The organism is Hymenobacter cavernae (genome assembly GCF_014641455.1).
Classification (GTDB): Bacteria; Bacteroidota; Bacteroidia; order Cytophagales; family Hymenobacteraceae; genus Hymenobacter; species Hymenobacter cavernae.
Genome location: NZ_BMHT01000001.1, coordinates 474,238 through 489,178, shown reverse-complemented (window position 1 = coordinate 489,178; position 14,941 = coordinate 474,238). Strand labels below are relative to the sequence as shown.

15 protein-coding genes are annotated in these 14,941 nt (G+C 54.4%); 7 read left to right on the top strand and 8 right to left on the bottom strand.

Features of this window, described 5'->3' with window-relative positions:
* Nucleotides 1-138 precede the first annotated feature (138 nt).
* The gene (locus tag IEX74_RS01990; protein WP_188810420.1) at nucleotides 139-720 is read right to left on the bottom strand and encodes a non-canonical purine NTP diphosphatase; all 582 of its coding nucleotides are present in this window, start codon (nucleotides 718-720) and stop codon (nucleotides 139-141) included.
* Between the two features lie 228 nt (nucleotides 721-948).
* Between IEX74_RS01990 and IEX74_RS01985 the strand changes: the two genes are divergently transcribed.
* From IEX74_RS01985 to IEX74_RS01960, 6 genes are all read left to right on the top strand, one after another.
* Nucleotides 949-1,194 (top strand): type B 50S ribosomal protein L31, encoded by a 246-nt coding sequence (locus tag IEX74_RS01985; RefSeq protein WP_188810418.1) that lies wholly within the window; start codon nucleotides 949-951, stop codon nucleotides 1,192-1,194.
* Nucleotides 1,195-1,364: 170 nt separating this feature from the next.
* Nucleotides 1,365-2,570, top strand: coding sequence for a GlmU family protein (locus IEX74_RS01980; RefSeq protein WP_188810416.1), 1,206 nt, complete (start codon nucleotides 1,365-1,367; stop codon nucleotides 2,568-2,570).
* A gap of 126 nt (nucleotides 2,571-2,696) precedes the next feature.
* Complete coding sequence (locus IEX74_RS01975; protein WP_188810414.1) at nucleotides 2,697-3,833, top strand: DNA polymerase III subunit; 1,137 nt, start codon at nucleotides 2,697-2,699, stop codon at nucleotides 3,831-3,833.
* 222 nt (nucleotides 3,834-4,055) lie between these two features.
* Nucleotides 4,056-4,994 (top strand): hydroxymethylbilane synthase, encoded by a 939-nt coding sequence (gene hemC, locus IEX74_RS01970; protein WP_188810412.1) that lies wholly within the window; start codon nucleotides 4,056-4,058, stop codon nucleotides 4,992-4,994.
* Nucleotides 4,995-5,117: 123 nt separating this feature from the next.
* Nucleotides 5,118-5,768 (top strand): peptidylprolyl isomerase, encoded by a 651-nt coding sequence (locus tag IEX74_RS01965; RefSeq protein WP_188810410.1) that lies wholly within the window; start codon nucleotides 5,118-5,120, stop codon nucleotides 5,766-5,768.
* Between the two features lie 31 nt (nucleotides 5,769-5,799).
* Nucleotides 5,800-6,705, top strand: a complete 906-nt coding sequence (locus tag IEX74_RS01960) for an SDR family oxidoreductase (protein ID WP_188810407.1) — start codon at nucleotides 5,800-5,802, stop codon at nucleotides 6,703-6,705.
* A gap of 157 nt (nucleotides 6,706-6,862) precedes the next feature.
* Here IEX74_RS01960 and IEX74_RS01955 read toward each other — a convergent pair whose 3' ends face one another.
* The 5 genes from IEX74_RS01955 to IEX74_RS01935 form a co-directional block, all read right to left on the bottom strand.
* Nucleotides 6,863-7,093: a hypothetical protein gene (locus IEX74_RS01955; protein ID WP_188810405.1), complete on the bottom strand. Its 231-nt coding sequence runs from the start codon at nucleotides 7,091-7,093 to the stop codon at nucleotides 6,863-6,865.
* Between the two features lie 326 nt (nucleotides 7,094-7,419).
* Nucleotides 7,420-8,421, bottom strand: a complete 1,002-nt coding sequence (locus IEX74_RS01950; protein WP_188810403.1) for an ABC transporter permease — start codon at nucleotides 8,419-8,421, stop codon at nucleotides 7,420-7,422.
* Nucleotides 8,418-9,482, bottom strand: coding sequence for an ABC transporter permease (locus IEX74_RS01945; RefSeq protein WP_188810401.1), 1,065 nt, complete (start codon nucleotides 9,480-9,482; stop codon nucleotides 8,418-8,420). Before IEX74_RS01945 ends, IEX74_RS01950 begins: the two co-directional genes overlap by 4 nt.
* A gap of 14 nt (nucleotides 9,483-9,496) precedes the next feature.
* Complete coding sequence (locus IEX74_RS01940; protein WP_188810399.1) at nucleotides 9,497-11,059, bottom strand: ABC transporter substrate-binding protein; 1,563 nt, start codon at nucleotides 11,057-11,059, stop codon at nucleotides 9,497-9,499.
* A 243-nt stretch (nucleotides 11,060-11,302) separates the two neighbouring features.
* The gene (locus IEX74_RS01935; RefSeq protein ID WP_188810397.1) at nucleotides 11,303-11,575 is read right to left on the bottom strand and encodes a hypothetical protein; all 273 of its coding nucleotides are present in this window, start codon (nucleotides 11,573-11,575) and stop codon (nucleotides 11,303-11,305) included.
* Between the two features lie 712 nt (nucleotides 11,576-12,287).
* Here IEX74_RS01935 and IEX74_RS01930 point away from each other — a divergent pair.
* A complete protein-coding gene (locus tag IEX74_RS01930; protein ID WP_188810395.1) occupies nucleotides 12,288-13,490 on the top strand; it encodes a hypothetical protein in 1,203 nt (400 codons plus the stop codon).
* 87 nt (nucleotides 13,491-13,577) lie between these two features.
* Here IEX74_RS01930 and IEX74_RS01925 read toward each other — a convergent pair whose 3' ends face one another.
* Together IEX74_RS01925 and IEX74_RS01920 are read right to left on the bottom strand one after the other, a co-directional pair.
* Nucleotides 13,578-14,198: a PKD domain-containing protein gene (locus IEX74_RS01925; protein WP_188810393.1), complete on the bottom strand. Its 621-nt coding sequence runs from the start codon at nucleotides 14,196-14,198 to the stop codon at nucleotides 13,578-13,580.
* A gap of 15 nt (nucleotides 14,199-14,213) precedes the next feature.
* Entirely contained in the window at nucleotides 14,214-14,939 is a 726-nt protein-coding gene (locus IEX74_RS01920; RefSeq protein ID WP_188810391.1) for a LytR/AlgR family response regulator transcription factor, read from the bottom strand.
* Nucleotides 14,940-14,941: the final 2 nt, after the last annotated feature.

Genomic DNA, 14,941 nt, shown 5'->3' with positions numbered 1-14,941 from the left:
GAGTAAGAATGCAGCCCGTACCGGCGGGGCCAACCGTGCAAATTTAGTAATTACCCCCTAGAGAATAGTAGTACTGCAAGAGTTTGCGGCCGCACAATCATTCAGCATGGTGAAATCGTTGTTTAATTGCGGCGCTACCTAGGCTAGCTTTTGCAGAAAACTTAGCAGCTGCTCCACGGCTCGCGCCCGGTGGCTCATCGTGTTTTTCTGCTCCAGCGTCATTTCGGCAAACGTCTGCGCGTGGCCTTCCGGCCGGAACACGGGGTCGTAGCCGAAGCCTTCGTCGCCGTGCACTTCCTCGGTGATGCTGCCCAGGATGGCGCCGTCGAACTCGTGGTACTGATTATCACCTAGAATCAGGGCAATGACGGTGCGGAACTGCGCCCTGCGGTCGGTAGCGCCTTGTAGCTCCTGTAGCAGCTTCGCAACGTTGTCGGCGGCGCTGCGTTGGGGGCCGGCGTAGCGCGCCGAATACACGCCCGGCGCCCCATCGAGCGCCGCTACTTCCAGGCCCGTATCATCGGCGAAGCAAGGCACGCCGTAGTGCTGCCACACATATTCAGCTTTCTGGCGGGCGTTGCCGGCCAAAGTCTCCTGCGTTTCGGGCAGCTCCTCGTGGCAGCCGATTTCCTGTAGGCTAACCAGCTCGACGGAAGCGGGCAGCAACGGCCGCACTTCGGCGAGCTTGTGCTCGTTATTGGTGGCAAAACAAAGGCGCATGGATTGTTGAACTGTTAAATGGTTGATTGCTGGTCGCTTGACCGAGTGCGCGAATGTACGAGTCGAAAAAATTCGGGGCTTGCTCTGCGCAACCTAGGTCTGTTCCGGAGCAGACCTAGGTTGCGGAGAAAAGGCGGAACTCAATTTTTAGATTTCGTATATAACGTGTACTTTTGCAGTCCCTTCCGCAAAATCGGCAGGCACCGAAGGTATAAACGGCATTTGACCATGAGAAAAGACATCCATCCCCAGTACCGCGAAGTCGTGTTTCAGGACACGTCGAGCGACTTCAAATTTATCACTCGCTCGACGATGACCTCTAACGAGACCATCACGATGGAGGACGGCAAGACGTATCCTGTTATCAAATTGGAAGTTAGCAGCGCGTCGCACCCCTTCTATACCGGCAAAAACGTGTTCATCGACACCGCTGGCCGCGTGGAGAAATTCCGCAACCGCTACCAGAAGAAGTAGTTTTTTGGTGTTGGGCGCTGCGTCGTTGGTGCTTAGCCTTCCCAATACAGCTAGCTTATAGAACTCCCGCCGGCCCGCCGACGGGAGTTTTTTATTTGCCAATTTTGTGGTTGTTCCATTACCTGGCTTTATCCGCTAACAGCTACTAGCTGCCAGCTAACAGCTTTTCCATGCACGTTCTACTATTCGATGACCCCGCTATTCGGCCGCATCTGTTGCCTTTCACCTTCACGCGGCCAGTAGCGGCGTTGCGTTGCGGCATCCTGACCATTGCCGAAAAATGGCAGCATCGCCTCGGTTCGGAAGTTGGTTACCTCACCGAAAACTACCTGCAAGCAAAATTCCCGACCGGCCCAATTGATGGACCGGCGCTGGTGATCAATGGCGCTATTTGCCCCGACGACTTGCTGGCGCGCCAAGTGCAGGCGCTGCAACCCGGCGAGGTGCTCATGGACGACAACTTTCTGGTGGCGGCCCACCTGACCGATGCCACCGCCGTAGCCGAACTGATCCAGAATGGCTTCACGGCTACCAAACAAGTAGCCGAGCCGGTGCTGGCTATTCGGCAGGTGTGGCAGCTGTTCCTGCACAACGGCGCCGAGATTCGCCGCGATTTTGAGTTGCTGCGGCGCGGTCGGGAGTCGCAGCCGGTGAACGATGTGCATACCATCGTGTACGCGCCGGAGAACATTTTTATTGAAGAAGGCGTCAAGATTCGGGCGGCGATTCTGAATGCGGAAGACGGCCCGATCTACCTAGGTAAGAACAGCCAGGTGCACGAAGGCGCTATTCTGAAAGGCCCGCTGGCGCTGGGAGAGGGCGCGCATATCAACGCCGGAGCCAGGATGCGCGGCGACAATACCGTGGGGCCGTATTGCAAAGTCGGTGGCGAAGTAGCCAATACAATCTTCTTTGCTTTTTCTAACAAAGGCCACGACGGCTACCTCGGCAACTCCGTCATCGGGGAGTGGTGCAACCTAGGTGCCGATACGAATTCTTCGAACCTGAAGAACAACTACGCGCCCGTCAAAATCTGGAGCCACACGGCCAAACGCTTCGTGAGCACCGGCCTGCAATTCTGTGGCCTGCTCATGGGCGACCATAGCAAGTGCGGCATCAATACAATGTTCAACACGGGTACCGTTGTAGGCGTGGCCGCGAATATCTTTGGAGCTGGCTTCCCCCGCACGTTTGTGCCGTCGTTCAGCTGGGGTGGCGCTTCGGGCTTCGAAACCTTCAAGCTCCCGAAAGTAGCCGAAGTAGCCGAGCGCGTGATGGCGCGGCGGCACCTAGCTTATGATGCTACGGAGCAAGCTATTATGGCCCACATCTTCGAGGAAACGAAGGACGAGCGAGTTTGGGAGAAAAGTTTGTAAAACACGGGTGTCATGCTGAGCCTGCGGAAGCATCTCGCGTGCAATGGTAATCAAATTACTTTGGCAACATCAGCACGCGAGATGCTTCGACAGGCTCAGCATGACGTTCTTTTTGGTACTTGATTCATGCGATTTTCTGAAATACCCGGTCAAGCCAGCGTCAAAAAACTACTCGTTCAATCGGTGCAGCGGCAGCATGTGGCGCACGCGCAGCTATTTCGCGGGGCAGAAGGCTCAGCGGCGCTAGCGCTGGCGTTGGCCTATGCTACCTTTCTGAACTGCGAGAACCGCGGCCCTGAAGCTGACGATTCTTGCGGGCAATGCCCTAGCTGTCAGAAAATTGACAAACTCATTCACCCCGACCTGAACTTCATTCTGCCCGTTACCACGACTAAGCAGGTGCCCAAGGATGCCGTGAGCAGCAAATTCGCAGCCGATTGGCGCAGCTTCGTGCTCGAAAATCCTTATCAAGGCCTAAATGATTGGATGCAGCACATCGGCGCCGACAACAAGCAAGGCAGCATCTCGAAAGAAGAAAGCCTGCAATTGCTGCGTTTAGTTTCGCTGAAGGCGTTTGAAGGGCAGTTCAAAATTGTCATTATCTGGCTGCCCGAGCTGATGCACCCGGCCGCCGCCAATGCCGTGCTGAAGCTGCTGGAAGAGCCGCCGGCTGCTACCGTGTTTCTGCTGGTCAGCTACGCGCCCGAGCAATTGCTGCCTACCATCGTGAGCCGCGTGCAGCCGGTAGTAGTGCGCGCCTTCGCCGAAACGGAAATAGCCGACTACCTGCGCGACCACTACAAAGTGCCCGAAGTGAAAGCACGTCAGCTGGCGCAAGTCGCCGATGGCAACCTAGGTGCCGCCCTGACCGCCCGCGAAGCTGCCGCCGATAACGACTATTTTACCTTATTCGCCGAGTGGATGCGCCATTGCTACGGCTACAAAGTGGATAAGCTGCTCGCCCAAAGCGACGAGTTTCAAAAGCTAGGTCGCGAAAATCAGAAGGAGTTTCTGCAATATGCCTTGGGCTTGCTGCGCAAAGTGCTGCTGTTCGGCATCGATCCGCAGTTTGTGCCGCACTTGCCCGCCGCTGAGCAGCAGTTCATCACGGGCTTTAGCCGCTTCGTGACGCTGCGCAACGCCGACCCGCTGACCCGCGAAATCAACGACGCACACTACCACATCGAGCGAAATGCCAACCCGCGCATGACCTTCGTGGATACATCATTGCGCGTAGCTGGCTACCTGAAAATGGCCTCCTGAGTGTTTAAACGCAGGAAATACAGTTTGCTAATTTGGTATAGCTACTGGTAAATAAGCTATAGCCAAAGCCATCGAGCAGGTACTTGTACCTTTGTGACGACGCAAGAAACGAAGCTTTCCTACTTGTTGTATCAGGGAAGCAACTGCTTGTTGCGGCGAGCGAACAGGCCGCACCACCGGCGTGCGGTCGCGCGCTGTTAATTGGTAAATGATAATTGTTAAATGAAAAAGATTCGCATTGGCACCCGCGGCAGTCGGTTGGCACTATGGCAGGCAAACCACGTAGCGGCTTGTCTGGAGCGCGAGCAGTTTGCCACCGAAATCGTCATCATCACCACGACCGGCGATGTGGTGCTCGACCGCTCTCTGGCGAAGATTGGGGCCAAGGGCGTCTTCACGATTGAGCTGGAAGAAAGCCTGCGCTCTGGCCACATTGATATTGCCGTACACAGCGCCAAAGACGTGCAAAGTTCTATTCCTGAGGACCTAGAACTGCTGGCCTTCATGGAGCGGGAAATTGTGAACGATGTAGTGGTGAGCTATAATCCTGATTTCTCGCTGGATACGCCGGGTATCGTGCTCGGTACCAGCAGCACCCGGCGCCGGGCTTTGCTGCGGCGCTACTACCCGGCCGCTACCGCCGCCGAAGCCCGTGGCAACCTCCAAACGCGCCTGCGCAAGCTAGAAGAAGGTCAGTACGATGCGCTGGTGCTGGCCTACGCCGGCGTACACCGCATGGAGTACGACCCGCTCATCCGGCACATGCTACCCGAGACGCAGTTTGTGCCGGCTGCTGGTCAGGGGAGCGTGGCCATTGAATGCGCCCGCAATCTAGAGCCAGCCTTAAAAGCTAGCCTTCAGCGCATTCTCGACCACCCAGCCACGCACGTTTGCATTCAGGCTGAGCGAGCCTTCTTGCGCACGATGGAAGGCGGCTGTAGCATTCCATCCTTTGCGTTAGCCACTTACGCCGAAGACGGCAAGCTTCAGCTTCACGGTGGGTTGATCAGCCTGGATGGAGAGGAGTACATTGAGGAGCTGCAAACCATCACGGACCTAGGTCAGGTAGAAGCACTTGGCGTGAACGTGGCGGAGACGGTGCTACGACGCGGCGGCCGCCAGATTCTCGACGAAATCCGCAGCCATCGGGCGGAAGCGTAAGCCTACCTAGGTCGCAAAAGCAAAGGACCCGCGGTACCGTCGTGGGTCCTTTGCTTTTGCGGCTCACCAAATCCGATGAACCCGCTTAATTTCGTGCCTTCTGTTATTCAACTTACCTTACCTATGAAGTCTGTATTTCGCATTTCGCTGCTACTCTGGGCTGTTTTGTGCTTGCTGGCGCCAGCCGCACAAGCCGCCAAAGTCAAAGGCCCGAAGAAAACCAAAAAGGATGAAGTCGTTACGATCAGCACGTCATTGGGCGACGTCCGGCTGATACTATTTGACCAAACGCCGAAGCACAAGGAAAACTTCCTGAAGCTGGCTAAGAGCGGTTTCTACAACGGCACGACCTTCCATCGCATCATTCAGGATTTCATGATTCAGGGCGGCGACCCGAACTCGAAAGATGCCGACCCCGGCAACGACGGTATGGGCCCGGCCAGTGAGCAGATGATTCCGGCTGAAATCCGCCCGGAGCTGCATCATAAGTACGGCGCCCTTGCCGCCGCCCGGCAGGGCGATTTTGTGAATCCCACCCGTGCCAGCAGCGCGTCGCAGTTTTATATCGTTCAGAACCATAATGGTGTGCCCCACCTTGATGGCGCCTACACGGTGTTTGGTCAGGTTATCAGCGGGGTAGATGTGGTAGATAAAATTGCGGCTCAGCCCAAAAATATGATGGACCGGCCGCAAACCGACATCAAAATGACTGTGAAGGTAGAGAAGCTGAAAAAGAAAAAAATCACCGCGCTCTACGGCTATAAGTACCAGTAAGCTAGGTTTTCAGCTGCCAACTTCTACCAGGATGCGCATTTTACTAACCGGCTCCAACGGATTGCTGGGCCAGAAACTAGTGGCTCTGCTTCGCAATCAGCCTGATGTCACGCTGATTGCCACCTCGCGCGGCCCCAACAAGCTGGCCAACATCTATCCGGATCTGTACTTTGTGCCGCTCGATGTCACAGACCGCGCTCAGGTGCAGCGAGTTATTGCTGCTGAAAGGCCAACGCACCTGCTGCACACGGCGGCCATGACCAACGTGGATGAGTGCGAGTTGAATCAGGAGCAGTGCTGGCAACAGAACGTAACGGCCATTGAGCACCTGGTCGAAGCCTGCACTGAGCACCAGGTGCATCTCATTCATGTGAGCACCGACTTCATTTTCAGCGGCGAAGAAGGACCTCTAACGGAAGAGGCTGAACCCGGCCCGGTTAATTTCTACGGCAAGAGCAAGCTGGCAGCCGAGCACGTGGTGCAAGCCAGCCTAGGTGCCTGGGCCATCCTCCGAACGGTGCTGGTGTACGGCACGGCCCACGACTACGGCCGCACCAATATCGTGCTGTGGGTGCGCGATTCATTGCGGGCCGGCAAAGCCATCAGCGTAGTCGACGACCAACTGCGCACGCCCACGCTGGCCGAAGACCTAGCTCAGGGCTGTTGGCTGGCAGCCCGGCGCAATGCCACGGGCATTTACCACATCAGCGGCAACGAGCTGTTCACGCCGTACCAAATGGCGCTACAGGTTGCCGATTACTTTCAACTCGATAAGTCGCTCATTACCAAGGTTGATGCAAGCAGCTTTTCGCAGCCTGCCAAGCGGCCGCTCCGCACTGGCTTCATTATCGAGAAGGCGCAGCGCGACCTAGGTTTTCAGCCTCACTCGTTTGTGCAGGGTATCGCGCTCCTGCAGCAACAGAACGCGGCGGAGTGAGCAGCTGCCACATCAGCGCCACTTTGTGACAGCCTGTAAACGCAAAAAACCCGGAGGCAATGCCTGCGGGTTTTTTACACACCTATTTGCAACAACCTTTAGGGCTTTCGCGACTACTGCGAGTGAGAGCAGTAATACGCGCCCTTATTTTATATTTTCATACCTTTTCGACTTCAGCAACTAGCGGTAGTACTCCGACGAGCAACCCACCTACCAGTACCGCTGAACCGTTGCGCAGTGCAGCTTCACCTATCGAATAAGATACCATTTCACCATCAATCGTCTGGTAATCAGCAGGCATCATGGTTGCGGTATGCAGCGCTGCCATTTCAAGCAGCAAGTAGCTTAAAGCAAAACCGGGATGACGTTTGAGAAGAAGACGATCCATACTTTGAATAACAGGCGAGCGATTAAGAATAACGTTGTGTCTTTCTGCTGTGGTGCCGTCTGTTATTTACATTACAATATTACTAGCTTCAGGAAGGGTTGTAAAGGAAATATAACCGAGGATTGTGACTTGTTTTATGCTCCTCAACTTTGGCATTGAGCCAAGAGCCACAGGCGAAGGAGTTAGCTATGAATAATGGATATGTTACTGGTTATCAGGTATAAGAAAAGTATGTAGCTCCGCCTGAAGCTAGGTTTTAAGTAGGATACTTTAACTTGATATGAGGCGTTTGTGCCCTTATTTGTGACATGGGTAATATTCGTTATTTAAACAGTAGTAGGGCGAGTGCCGGCTAATTGACGAAGGGCTAGCATCGTGCCTAGCAACAGCAGCCCCGGTTCTGCAATCAGCCACCACGCCGCAGGCTCCAGCCGAACGGTAGCCATGAGGCGGCCCCAACTAGCCGTTTCGGCTGGCAGACCAATGCCAAGGAAGGAAAGTGTGGTTTCCAGGCCGATAAGCGCGGCAATACTTAGTGGGAAAGCCGTGCGTACGCCCCGACTAGCATTGGGCAGCGCATGACGCAGTAGTACAGAGAAGTCAGACAAACCAGCGGCGCGGGCGGCTTCTATGTAGGGCAAATGCTTAACCCGCTGAAGATCAGCCCGGATCAGGCGTGCCGGGCCCGTCCAATACGTAAAGCTTAGCACAAGCAGTAGGTTAAAGACGGAAGCTTCCTGCACCGCCGCCATAACGAGCACCAGAACCAGCCTAGGTATAGATTCCAGCAAGGCAACGGCACTCATCACGAGCCGATCGGCTGGAAATGCTGCCAAGTGCCGCAGTAACCTGAGCCGCGGAGTAGCTAGCACTATCACTAATGTGAAGCCACTGAGGAGCAGAAAGGCGGTTGTTGACCAAAAACCCGCAAAACTCAAGAATGCCGCCAGCAGAGCGCTGCCCGATGCGAGCCAATAACCTAGGGCTACACGAAGGTTTGTGTCGCCCCAGAAACCGGCGAAGCTACCTAGCATCAATCCAAGTCCGGTTGAGAATAGCGCTGCGGGCACACTAACCAGCAGGGCAGTGCGCGCACCAAAGATCAGGTTAGCTAATAAGTCGCGCCCAAAGGGGTCGGTGCCAAGCCAGTGGTGCGGATATGCCGCGGCGGTTTGTAAGGGAGGCTCGGCTACGTGAGCTAGGTCTGTGGTGGCAGGAGCGTAGGGGAGAGGCAGCCACGCCGCCAATAGCGCAAGCAGGAGCACAAAGCTCAGCCACGCCGACGCTAGCAAGCGGCGCCGATTGGTAGTGCGGAGCGGCGTATTCATGAACTGGAGCGGATGCGCGGATCGATCCGCAGGTACAGGCTATCGGCGATGCTGTGGGAGAGCAGGCGAACCAGCGTAATAAGCAGAACCCCAGCTTGCAACACCGGATAATCACGGGTCGCGGCGGCATCAGCCAGGAGCCGGCCCATGCCGGGCAAGGCAAAGATTACTTCTACAATGACTGCTCCGGCAACCAGCGCCGGCAGCAAATCTGTGAACAACGTGACCACCGGCAACAAGGCATTACGTAGGGCGTGGTGCCGTACTACCTGCCAAAAAGCCAGGCCTTTCGCTTTGGCGGTTATAACGTAAGCAGTTTGTAGCTCCTGCTGAAGAGATGCATCAAGCTGCGCAATTAAGCCTGGCAGGGTAATGAGTACCAAGCTTAATATAGGTAAAACTAAGTGGTAAAGATAAATGCCAACTGCTTCGGGCCAGGAATCTGCCAGTTCGTAGCTTCCAAATCCGTATGCTGGAAAGAGGGCCAGCGCATCTGGGTTGGCTAGCGAATAAAGTAGCACCAGTGCCACAACAAACAGGGGCAACGTATCAAGGCTGTACAAAGCCGTGAGCAAAAAAGTACGCCCGCGTGGGTGTTGCGTCATCCACAAGGCTAGCCACAGCGAAAGGCCAACAGCAAGAGCGGCGGCCAGCAGCGTAAGTGGCAACGTGCAGCGGAGTGCCTCGGCGAGTACCTGAGCGACAGGGCTGTTATCACGGTAAGAACGACCTAGCTCGCCGCGCAGCAAATCTCGCCACCATCGGTGATATTGATTCTGCAAACCGTTCCAGTGCCACTGAGGGCCAACGCTGGTCGAAGCACGCTGAATAGAGAAATAAAAAATAGGCTCATCGAGACCTAGGCGGTGGCGCACCGCTTGCTCAGCAGCCTGGCGCTCGGCAGGTGTAATCGTTCGGCTACCAACATCCAACTGCTCACCCAAGACTTGGGCGAGCAGTTGATCCGTGGGCAACGTACGGCTCAAAATAAAAACAACGGAAACAATACCCCAGGCAGTTGGAATCAGCCGCAGCAGACGAATAAGCAGAAAGCGCAGCATTGCTAGCCTAGGCTCTAATTAGCCGATTGGGTTATAATAGTTTTTACTTCGTATCCGGGGTTGAGACCGGAAGGCTGCAAGTTGGCAATCTGATTGGACGCAATTAATCGATACGGAAGAAAAAAAAGCGGCACCAATGGGCTTTCCTGTTGTAACAGTATCTGAAACTTTCGTAGAAGCCGGATTTTGCGCTTTGGGTTTTCTTCCAAGGCTATGGCCTCGATAAGCTTATCACTGGTTGGCGTTCCGAAACCAGTATAGTTGCTGGTGCCGACACTTGCCGAGTGTAAAATGGGTGCAAAGTTGAATATAAACGGATTGCCCATTAAGGTCCGGATATAAAGCTCGAACTCACCACTTTTCAGCTTTCCTGTGAGCACCGAGGCTTCTGTTGGGCGCAGGCGCACAGGTACGCCCAACAAGGTAGCAGCCGTCTGAAACTGAGCAGCAACCTGCTCATAAAGCGGATCACCAGCGCGGTAACTTACCGTTAAAGAGAGCGGCTGCGTTTGCCCACTAACCATGCGCCGCAACCAGCGGCCATCGGCTTGGCGCAGCCAACCTGCTTTTTGCAAAAGCAGGGTAGCAGCTGTCAGATCATAGGAAAGCAGCGGCAGACTGTCGTTATAAGCAGCCCTATTGTGAGGACTTATTAAACCTACTGTCCGTTGAGCAACGCCTTGTTGAGTGGCTTTTATCAACCCAGGTATGTCTACCAGATGACTTAGTGCCCGCCGCGTCAGCTTATCCTGTAGCAACGGATGACGCGTATTGAAACCTAGGGTCACCATTTCATACGAGTCGAACGTATGGAATTGCAAGCGCCGCGCCGCTTCAGAGCGGCTCAGGCGGTAGAAATCTTTGGCGGGTACTAAGGGATAAATATCAATCTCGCCCCGCCGCAAGGCTAAGAGCGAGGTGCCGACATCCGGAATTACCTGATACTCAATAGTAGTCGGACGTGCCAGTAGGTGTGCTGGCACCGGTCGCAACTGATCGGCCCACCAACTCCGTTTGCGCTTAAACGTGAGCTGTTGTCCACTGTGCCATTTTTGCAGCTGGTAAGGACCGCAGCCCGGCAGCCGTTCCGGATGGTGCGGCAAGTCGGCTGCCAAATAGCGACGAACAAAGGCCGTAATCACCGGATTAGCGGCAAACGTATTGTCGTTTTTTTGCAGGGTGCGCAGCGAGAAAGAACGCAACGTTCTTTGAGGGTCTAACGCATATTCGGGTAAAATAGGGTAGTCACCGGATGCTTTCAAAAACTCGGGTGCCCGACCGCGGCATACAAGTGTAAAGTGCCGATTATCATTTTTATCGAATAGGACGTCTTCAATAAAGTCGAAGCGTGCTCTTACAGCCTCGTTAGGTAAGCCCGGGCAATTCATGACCTTCAGGGTGAAGGCCACATCATGAGCTGATACAGGTTCTCCATTATCCCACCTAGCTTTCTTGCGCAGCCGGTACGTTATCAGCGTGAGAGAATCAGTGCGCTGAATGGTAGGGATGGCTTCGGCAAGCCACGGAGCTGGTGTGCCAGTGATGTTGTCGGATGCCAGTAAGTACGTATGCAGCAAGTTAAGGCTTTCAGTTGCATACGGATTAGAAGGCGCTAAAGGGTCTAGGTTTCCTGGGTCCTGTGCCCAGCGGATGCGTACGGTAGCAGAAGGAGTTCGTGGGCTCGAACAGGTTGTCAGCCCAACGATAGCCAACAGAGTGAGTCCAGCAGATAGTATTCGCGTCATTGCCTGGCAGCCACGCGAAATGGCGGCTGCCAGGCAAGTTAGGCAATATTTAGATAGACTAAGCTAGCATTTGGCCTAGTGGCCGTCGCCCCAGCCGCTAGCACCGCCGCCTGTCAAGTGGCCGTCGCCCCAGCCGCTGGCGCCACCACCAGTTTGATCAACCAAGTGGCCATCGCCCCAGCCGCTGGCACCACCACCCGTGTCGCTGCTGATGTGGCCGTCGCCCCAGCCGCTGGCGCCACCGCCTGTCTCAACTGAAGATTGCTGAGCAGCAGGGAATACATCGGAGGCGGGGTTGCCGGTGAGGGTAGCAAATTGGAAAAGGGCGAGGGCGATGAGCTCGAACATGATGTTTTTATGTTATAAGGGTTGTGTGTGTCTCAAGCGTTTGAATGACACAAATTTGGCCTATAACTCTGCCCGTGTAAAGGAAGGTTTGTTCTATACTATGACTTGTATAATGCAAACATTTTATTAAACTTTATTACGATTCTAAGATTTATAAATCCTTGTTTAAGTGAGCCAGAATGATTTCTGAATCCATAATAGTATGATTTTTATCTATAATTGTGACATTATCATTTATAACACTGTATAATTAATCACGATACAAAGTAGTGGTACTAGAAAGTCAATAAAAAGGAACAAATTTGATTTTTTGTGACATAGACTCAGCACACACTTAGTTGATGAATACACGTTCTCAAGCTGCTGAAAAGCCTTTCTTGATATGGATGAACTAGCCAACTTAGCTCGTATTGTGACTGATCGTCGCCTGAAAGCGACACCTCTGCTAGACTTTGGAAATAAGAATGCTTCTAATAAGGAAGTGGAGTTGGTGAGAGCCTTAGAAAAGGCACCTGATAGCACGCAGCTACAGCTAACCAAAGTGTTGTATGGCTCGGTAAGCAGCGCTAATCAAGCAGCGTTGCGTAAGCTAAAGTCTAGGGTACAGCAAAAACTGCTACATCATCTGTATTTCCTGGATCAGACTGATCCTCGCCACCTAGTATCACGTCAGTATGAATTGCAATGCGCTGAGCTGGTACACCAAGTGAGTGTGCTGCAGGGAGAAGGCGAGTACAAAATGGCCGAGCGGCTCCTGCGCAAGTGTCTGCGGCTTGCCACTGACGGGGAGTTTACTCAGTACTGTGTAATTGCAGCCCGGCTGCTACGCAACCTGTACGCGCAACAGCGCCAGCCTGCCCGCTACAAAACCGCGCTTACGCAGCTTAATCATTACCAGAAGCTTCTTGCTTTAGAAGAGGAGGCCAGCGACTTGTACTGGGCAACTAAGATGACGCAGGTACAAACCGTGCGAGCAACTCGCAGCCTGCTGAACAAGCTGCCGGAGTACCTTCAGCGGCTGCAAGCGCTCCATAAGCAAGCCAAAAGCTATGCAACCTTTCATTACCTCTATACAACGCAGTTGATGTACGAGGGCATGATTGGCAATTATGAAGGAATTATCCGCCTGACGATGGACACGGCGCGCCTAGCCAGCAAAGGCAAGATCAACAAGAAGCGCTTTGACAAGCGTTTCAATCACTTTATGACCGTCTACGCGCACCTGCGTAGCCGGCAGGCGCAGGAGGGTTTGAAGCTGGCGGAAGAATACTTCAAGGAGTTTCATCCGTCGTCCGGCAACTGGTTTTATTTTCTGGAACATTACCTATTACTCGCCATTCATGCCAAAAACTACACGCGTGCGCAGGAGCTACTAAAGCTAGCCCGGCAAAACCCCTACTACCGCAAGCAGCGTGTGGCCGCGCAACAGCGTTGGGAGCTGTTTGAGACGTACCTGCACTTCGTGCAGCCGGAGCAGTCACCGCTGCGCAAGCTGCACTTCTCGCAGTTTGTGCTGACGGTGCCGGATTACAGCCGCGACAAACGCGGGCACAATGTCGCCATTCTGATTCTACAGTTTCTGTATTACCTGCGCAGCCACGATGCGGAGGGCTTGCTCACGCGTATGGAAGGACTGCGCAAATACCAGCAGCGCCACCTGCGCGAGGCCGAAACACTGCGCAGTCAACTTTTCCTGCGTCTGCTGATGCTCACCATCAAAGAGAACTTTGACGTGCAGGCCTGCGAGAAGAAAGGGCAAGCGTTGCTCAATCGCCTGCGCGAAACGCCACCGCCCGGTGAAGCATTTGCCGAAATTGAAATCATTCCCTACGAAGAATTGTGGGCGCTTACCCTGGAGATTCTGCGTGTGAATGCGAAAGAGCTAGCAGCCTCAGAACTGATGGCGTATCGGTAGAAGTTTGAAAGCTAGGTTGCTGGCTCTCATGTCGTTCGGCGTGACCTCGAAATCGGCAACCTAGCTTTTGCAGCAACCTAGGTTAGCCTAGGGCTGGATGACCACTACCGGCCGGCTAACGCAATGACTTTCCGGGCACGGATCGGGGCCGTTGCCGCGCAAGCTCATGCGAATGGCGTACTGGCCCGGCCGCCGGAAGGCGTGCTGCACCCGGCGCCCATTGGTTACGTAGCCGTCGCGGAAATCCCAGATTACCAGCAAGTTCTGACAGAGCGGCAGCTGCGAATCGACGGCGTCGCAGGTGATGACCTGGCCGACGCGCACGGTATCGGGGGCCGAGAAGTTGAGCACGGTTTCCTGGGTGAAGTCAACTGGCAGCATCTTTTCGGCGGGCCGCACTTCGCCCGTTTTATCGTCGACTACATCGAGCTGCACGGTGTAGCGCTTGCGCTCCTTATAGCAGTGCGACACGACAGGCCCGGTAAGCGTGGTGCCGTCGCCCATGTTCCAGCGGTAGGTGAGAGGACCGCTGAGCGGATCGACGGAGCGCGAGGCATCCAGCTCAACGCACAAGTCGACCACATGCGGCAACGGACAGGCAACACTCACGGTATCACCGGCTTGTTGGGAGTGCGCGCCCACAGCCAATAGCAGGCAGCAAACAAGCAGCAACAGTCGAAAGCGGACAAGCAGCGTTTGGGAATGCACGGAAAAGCTAGGTTCCTAAAACTTATTGAGACGTTGCAGAACGTCGCGCATGTACGTCTGGCCGATGGGAATGTGCTTGTTCTCAATCACAATCATGTTGTCTTCAATGGATTGTACAGCGCGAATATTAACAATAAACGAGCGATGCGCGCGTACAAACAGCGAAGCCGGAAACTTCTCCTCTACGGCCTTCATAGTGCTGTATACGATTAACTTGCTCTGCCCTAATACAATATGTACATAGTCGCCAAGCGCTTCTACGTAGCGTACTTCGTTGAAAGCGACCTTAACAAGCTTCGTATCCACTTTAACGAAGGTATAATCAGCGTCGGGCGCGTGAGCCGGGGCTTCGGCTTCGGTGCGCTGCCCGGCTACTTCCAGGGCTTTCTGCGCCGCTTTCAGGAAACGGGCGTAGCTGATGGGCTTCACCAAGTAGTCGACCACATCATACTCGAAGGCCTCTACCGCGTATTCCTTGCTGCTGGTGATAAGCACAACGAGCGGCGGATTATGCAAGGTTTTGAGCAAGTCCAAACCCGACATCAGCGGCATCTCTACATCGAGGAATAGTAAATCGACGGCTTGATGCCGCAACACTTCCGCCGCTTTCACGGCGCTGTCGCAACTACCGGCAGCCTGTAGAAAAGTGGTGTTGGCGATGCAGTGGTTAACAATTTTGATGGAAAGCGGATCGTCATCAACGACCAGGCAGCTCAGGGATGGGGTAGCGGTAGTGGGCATAT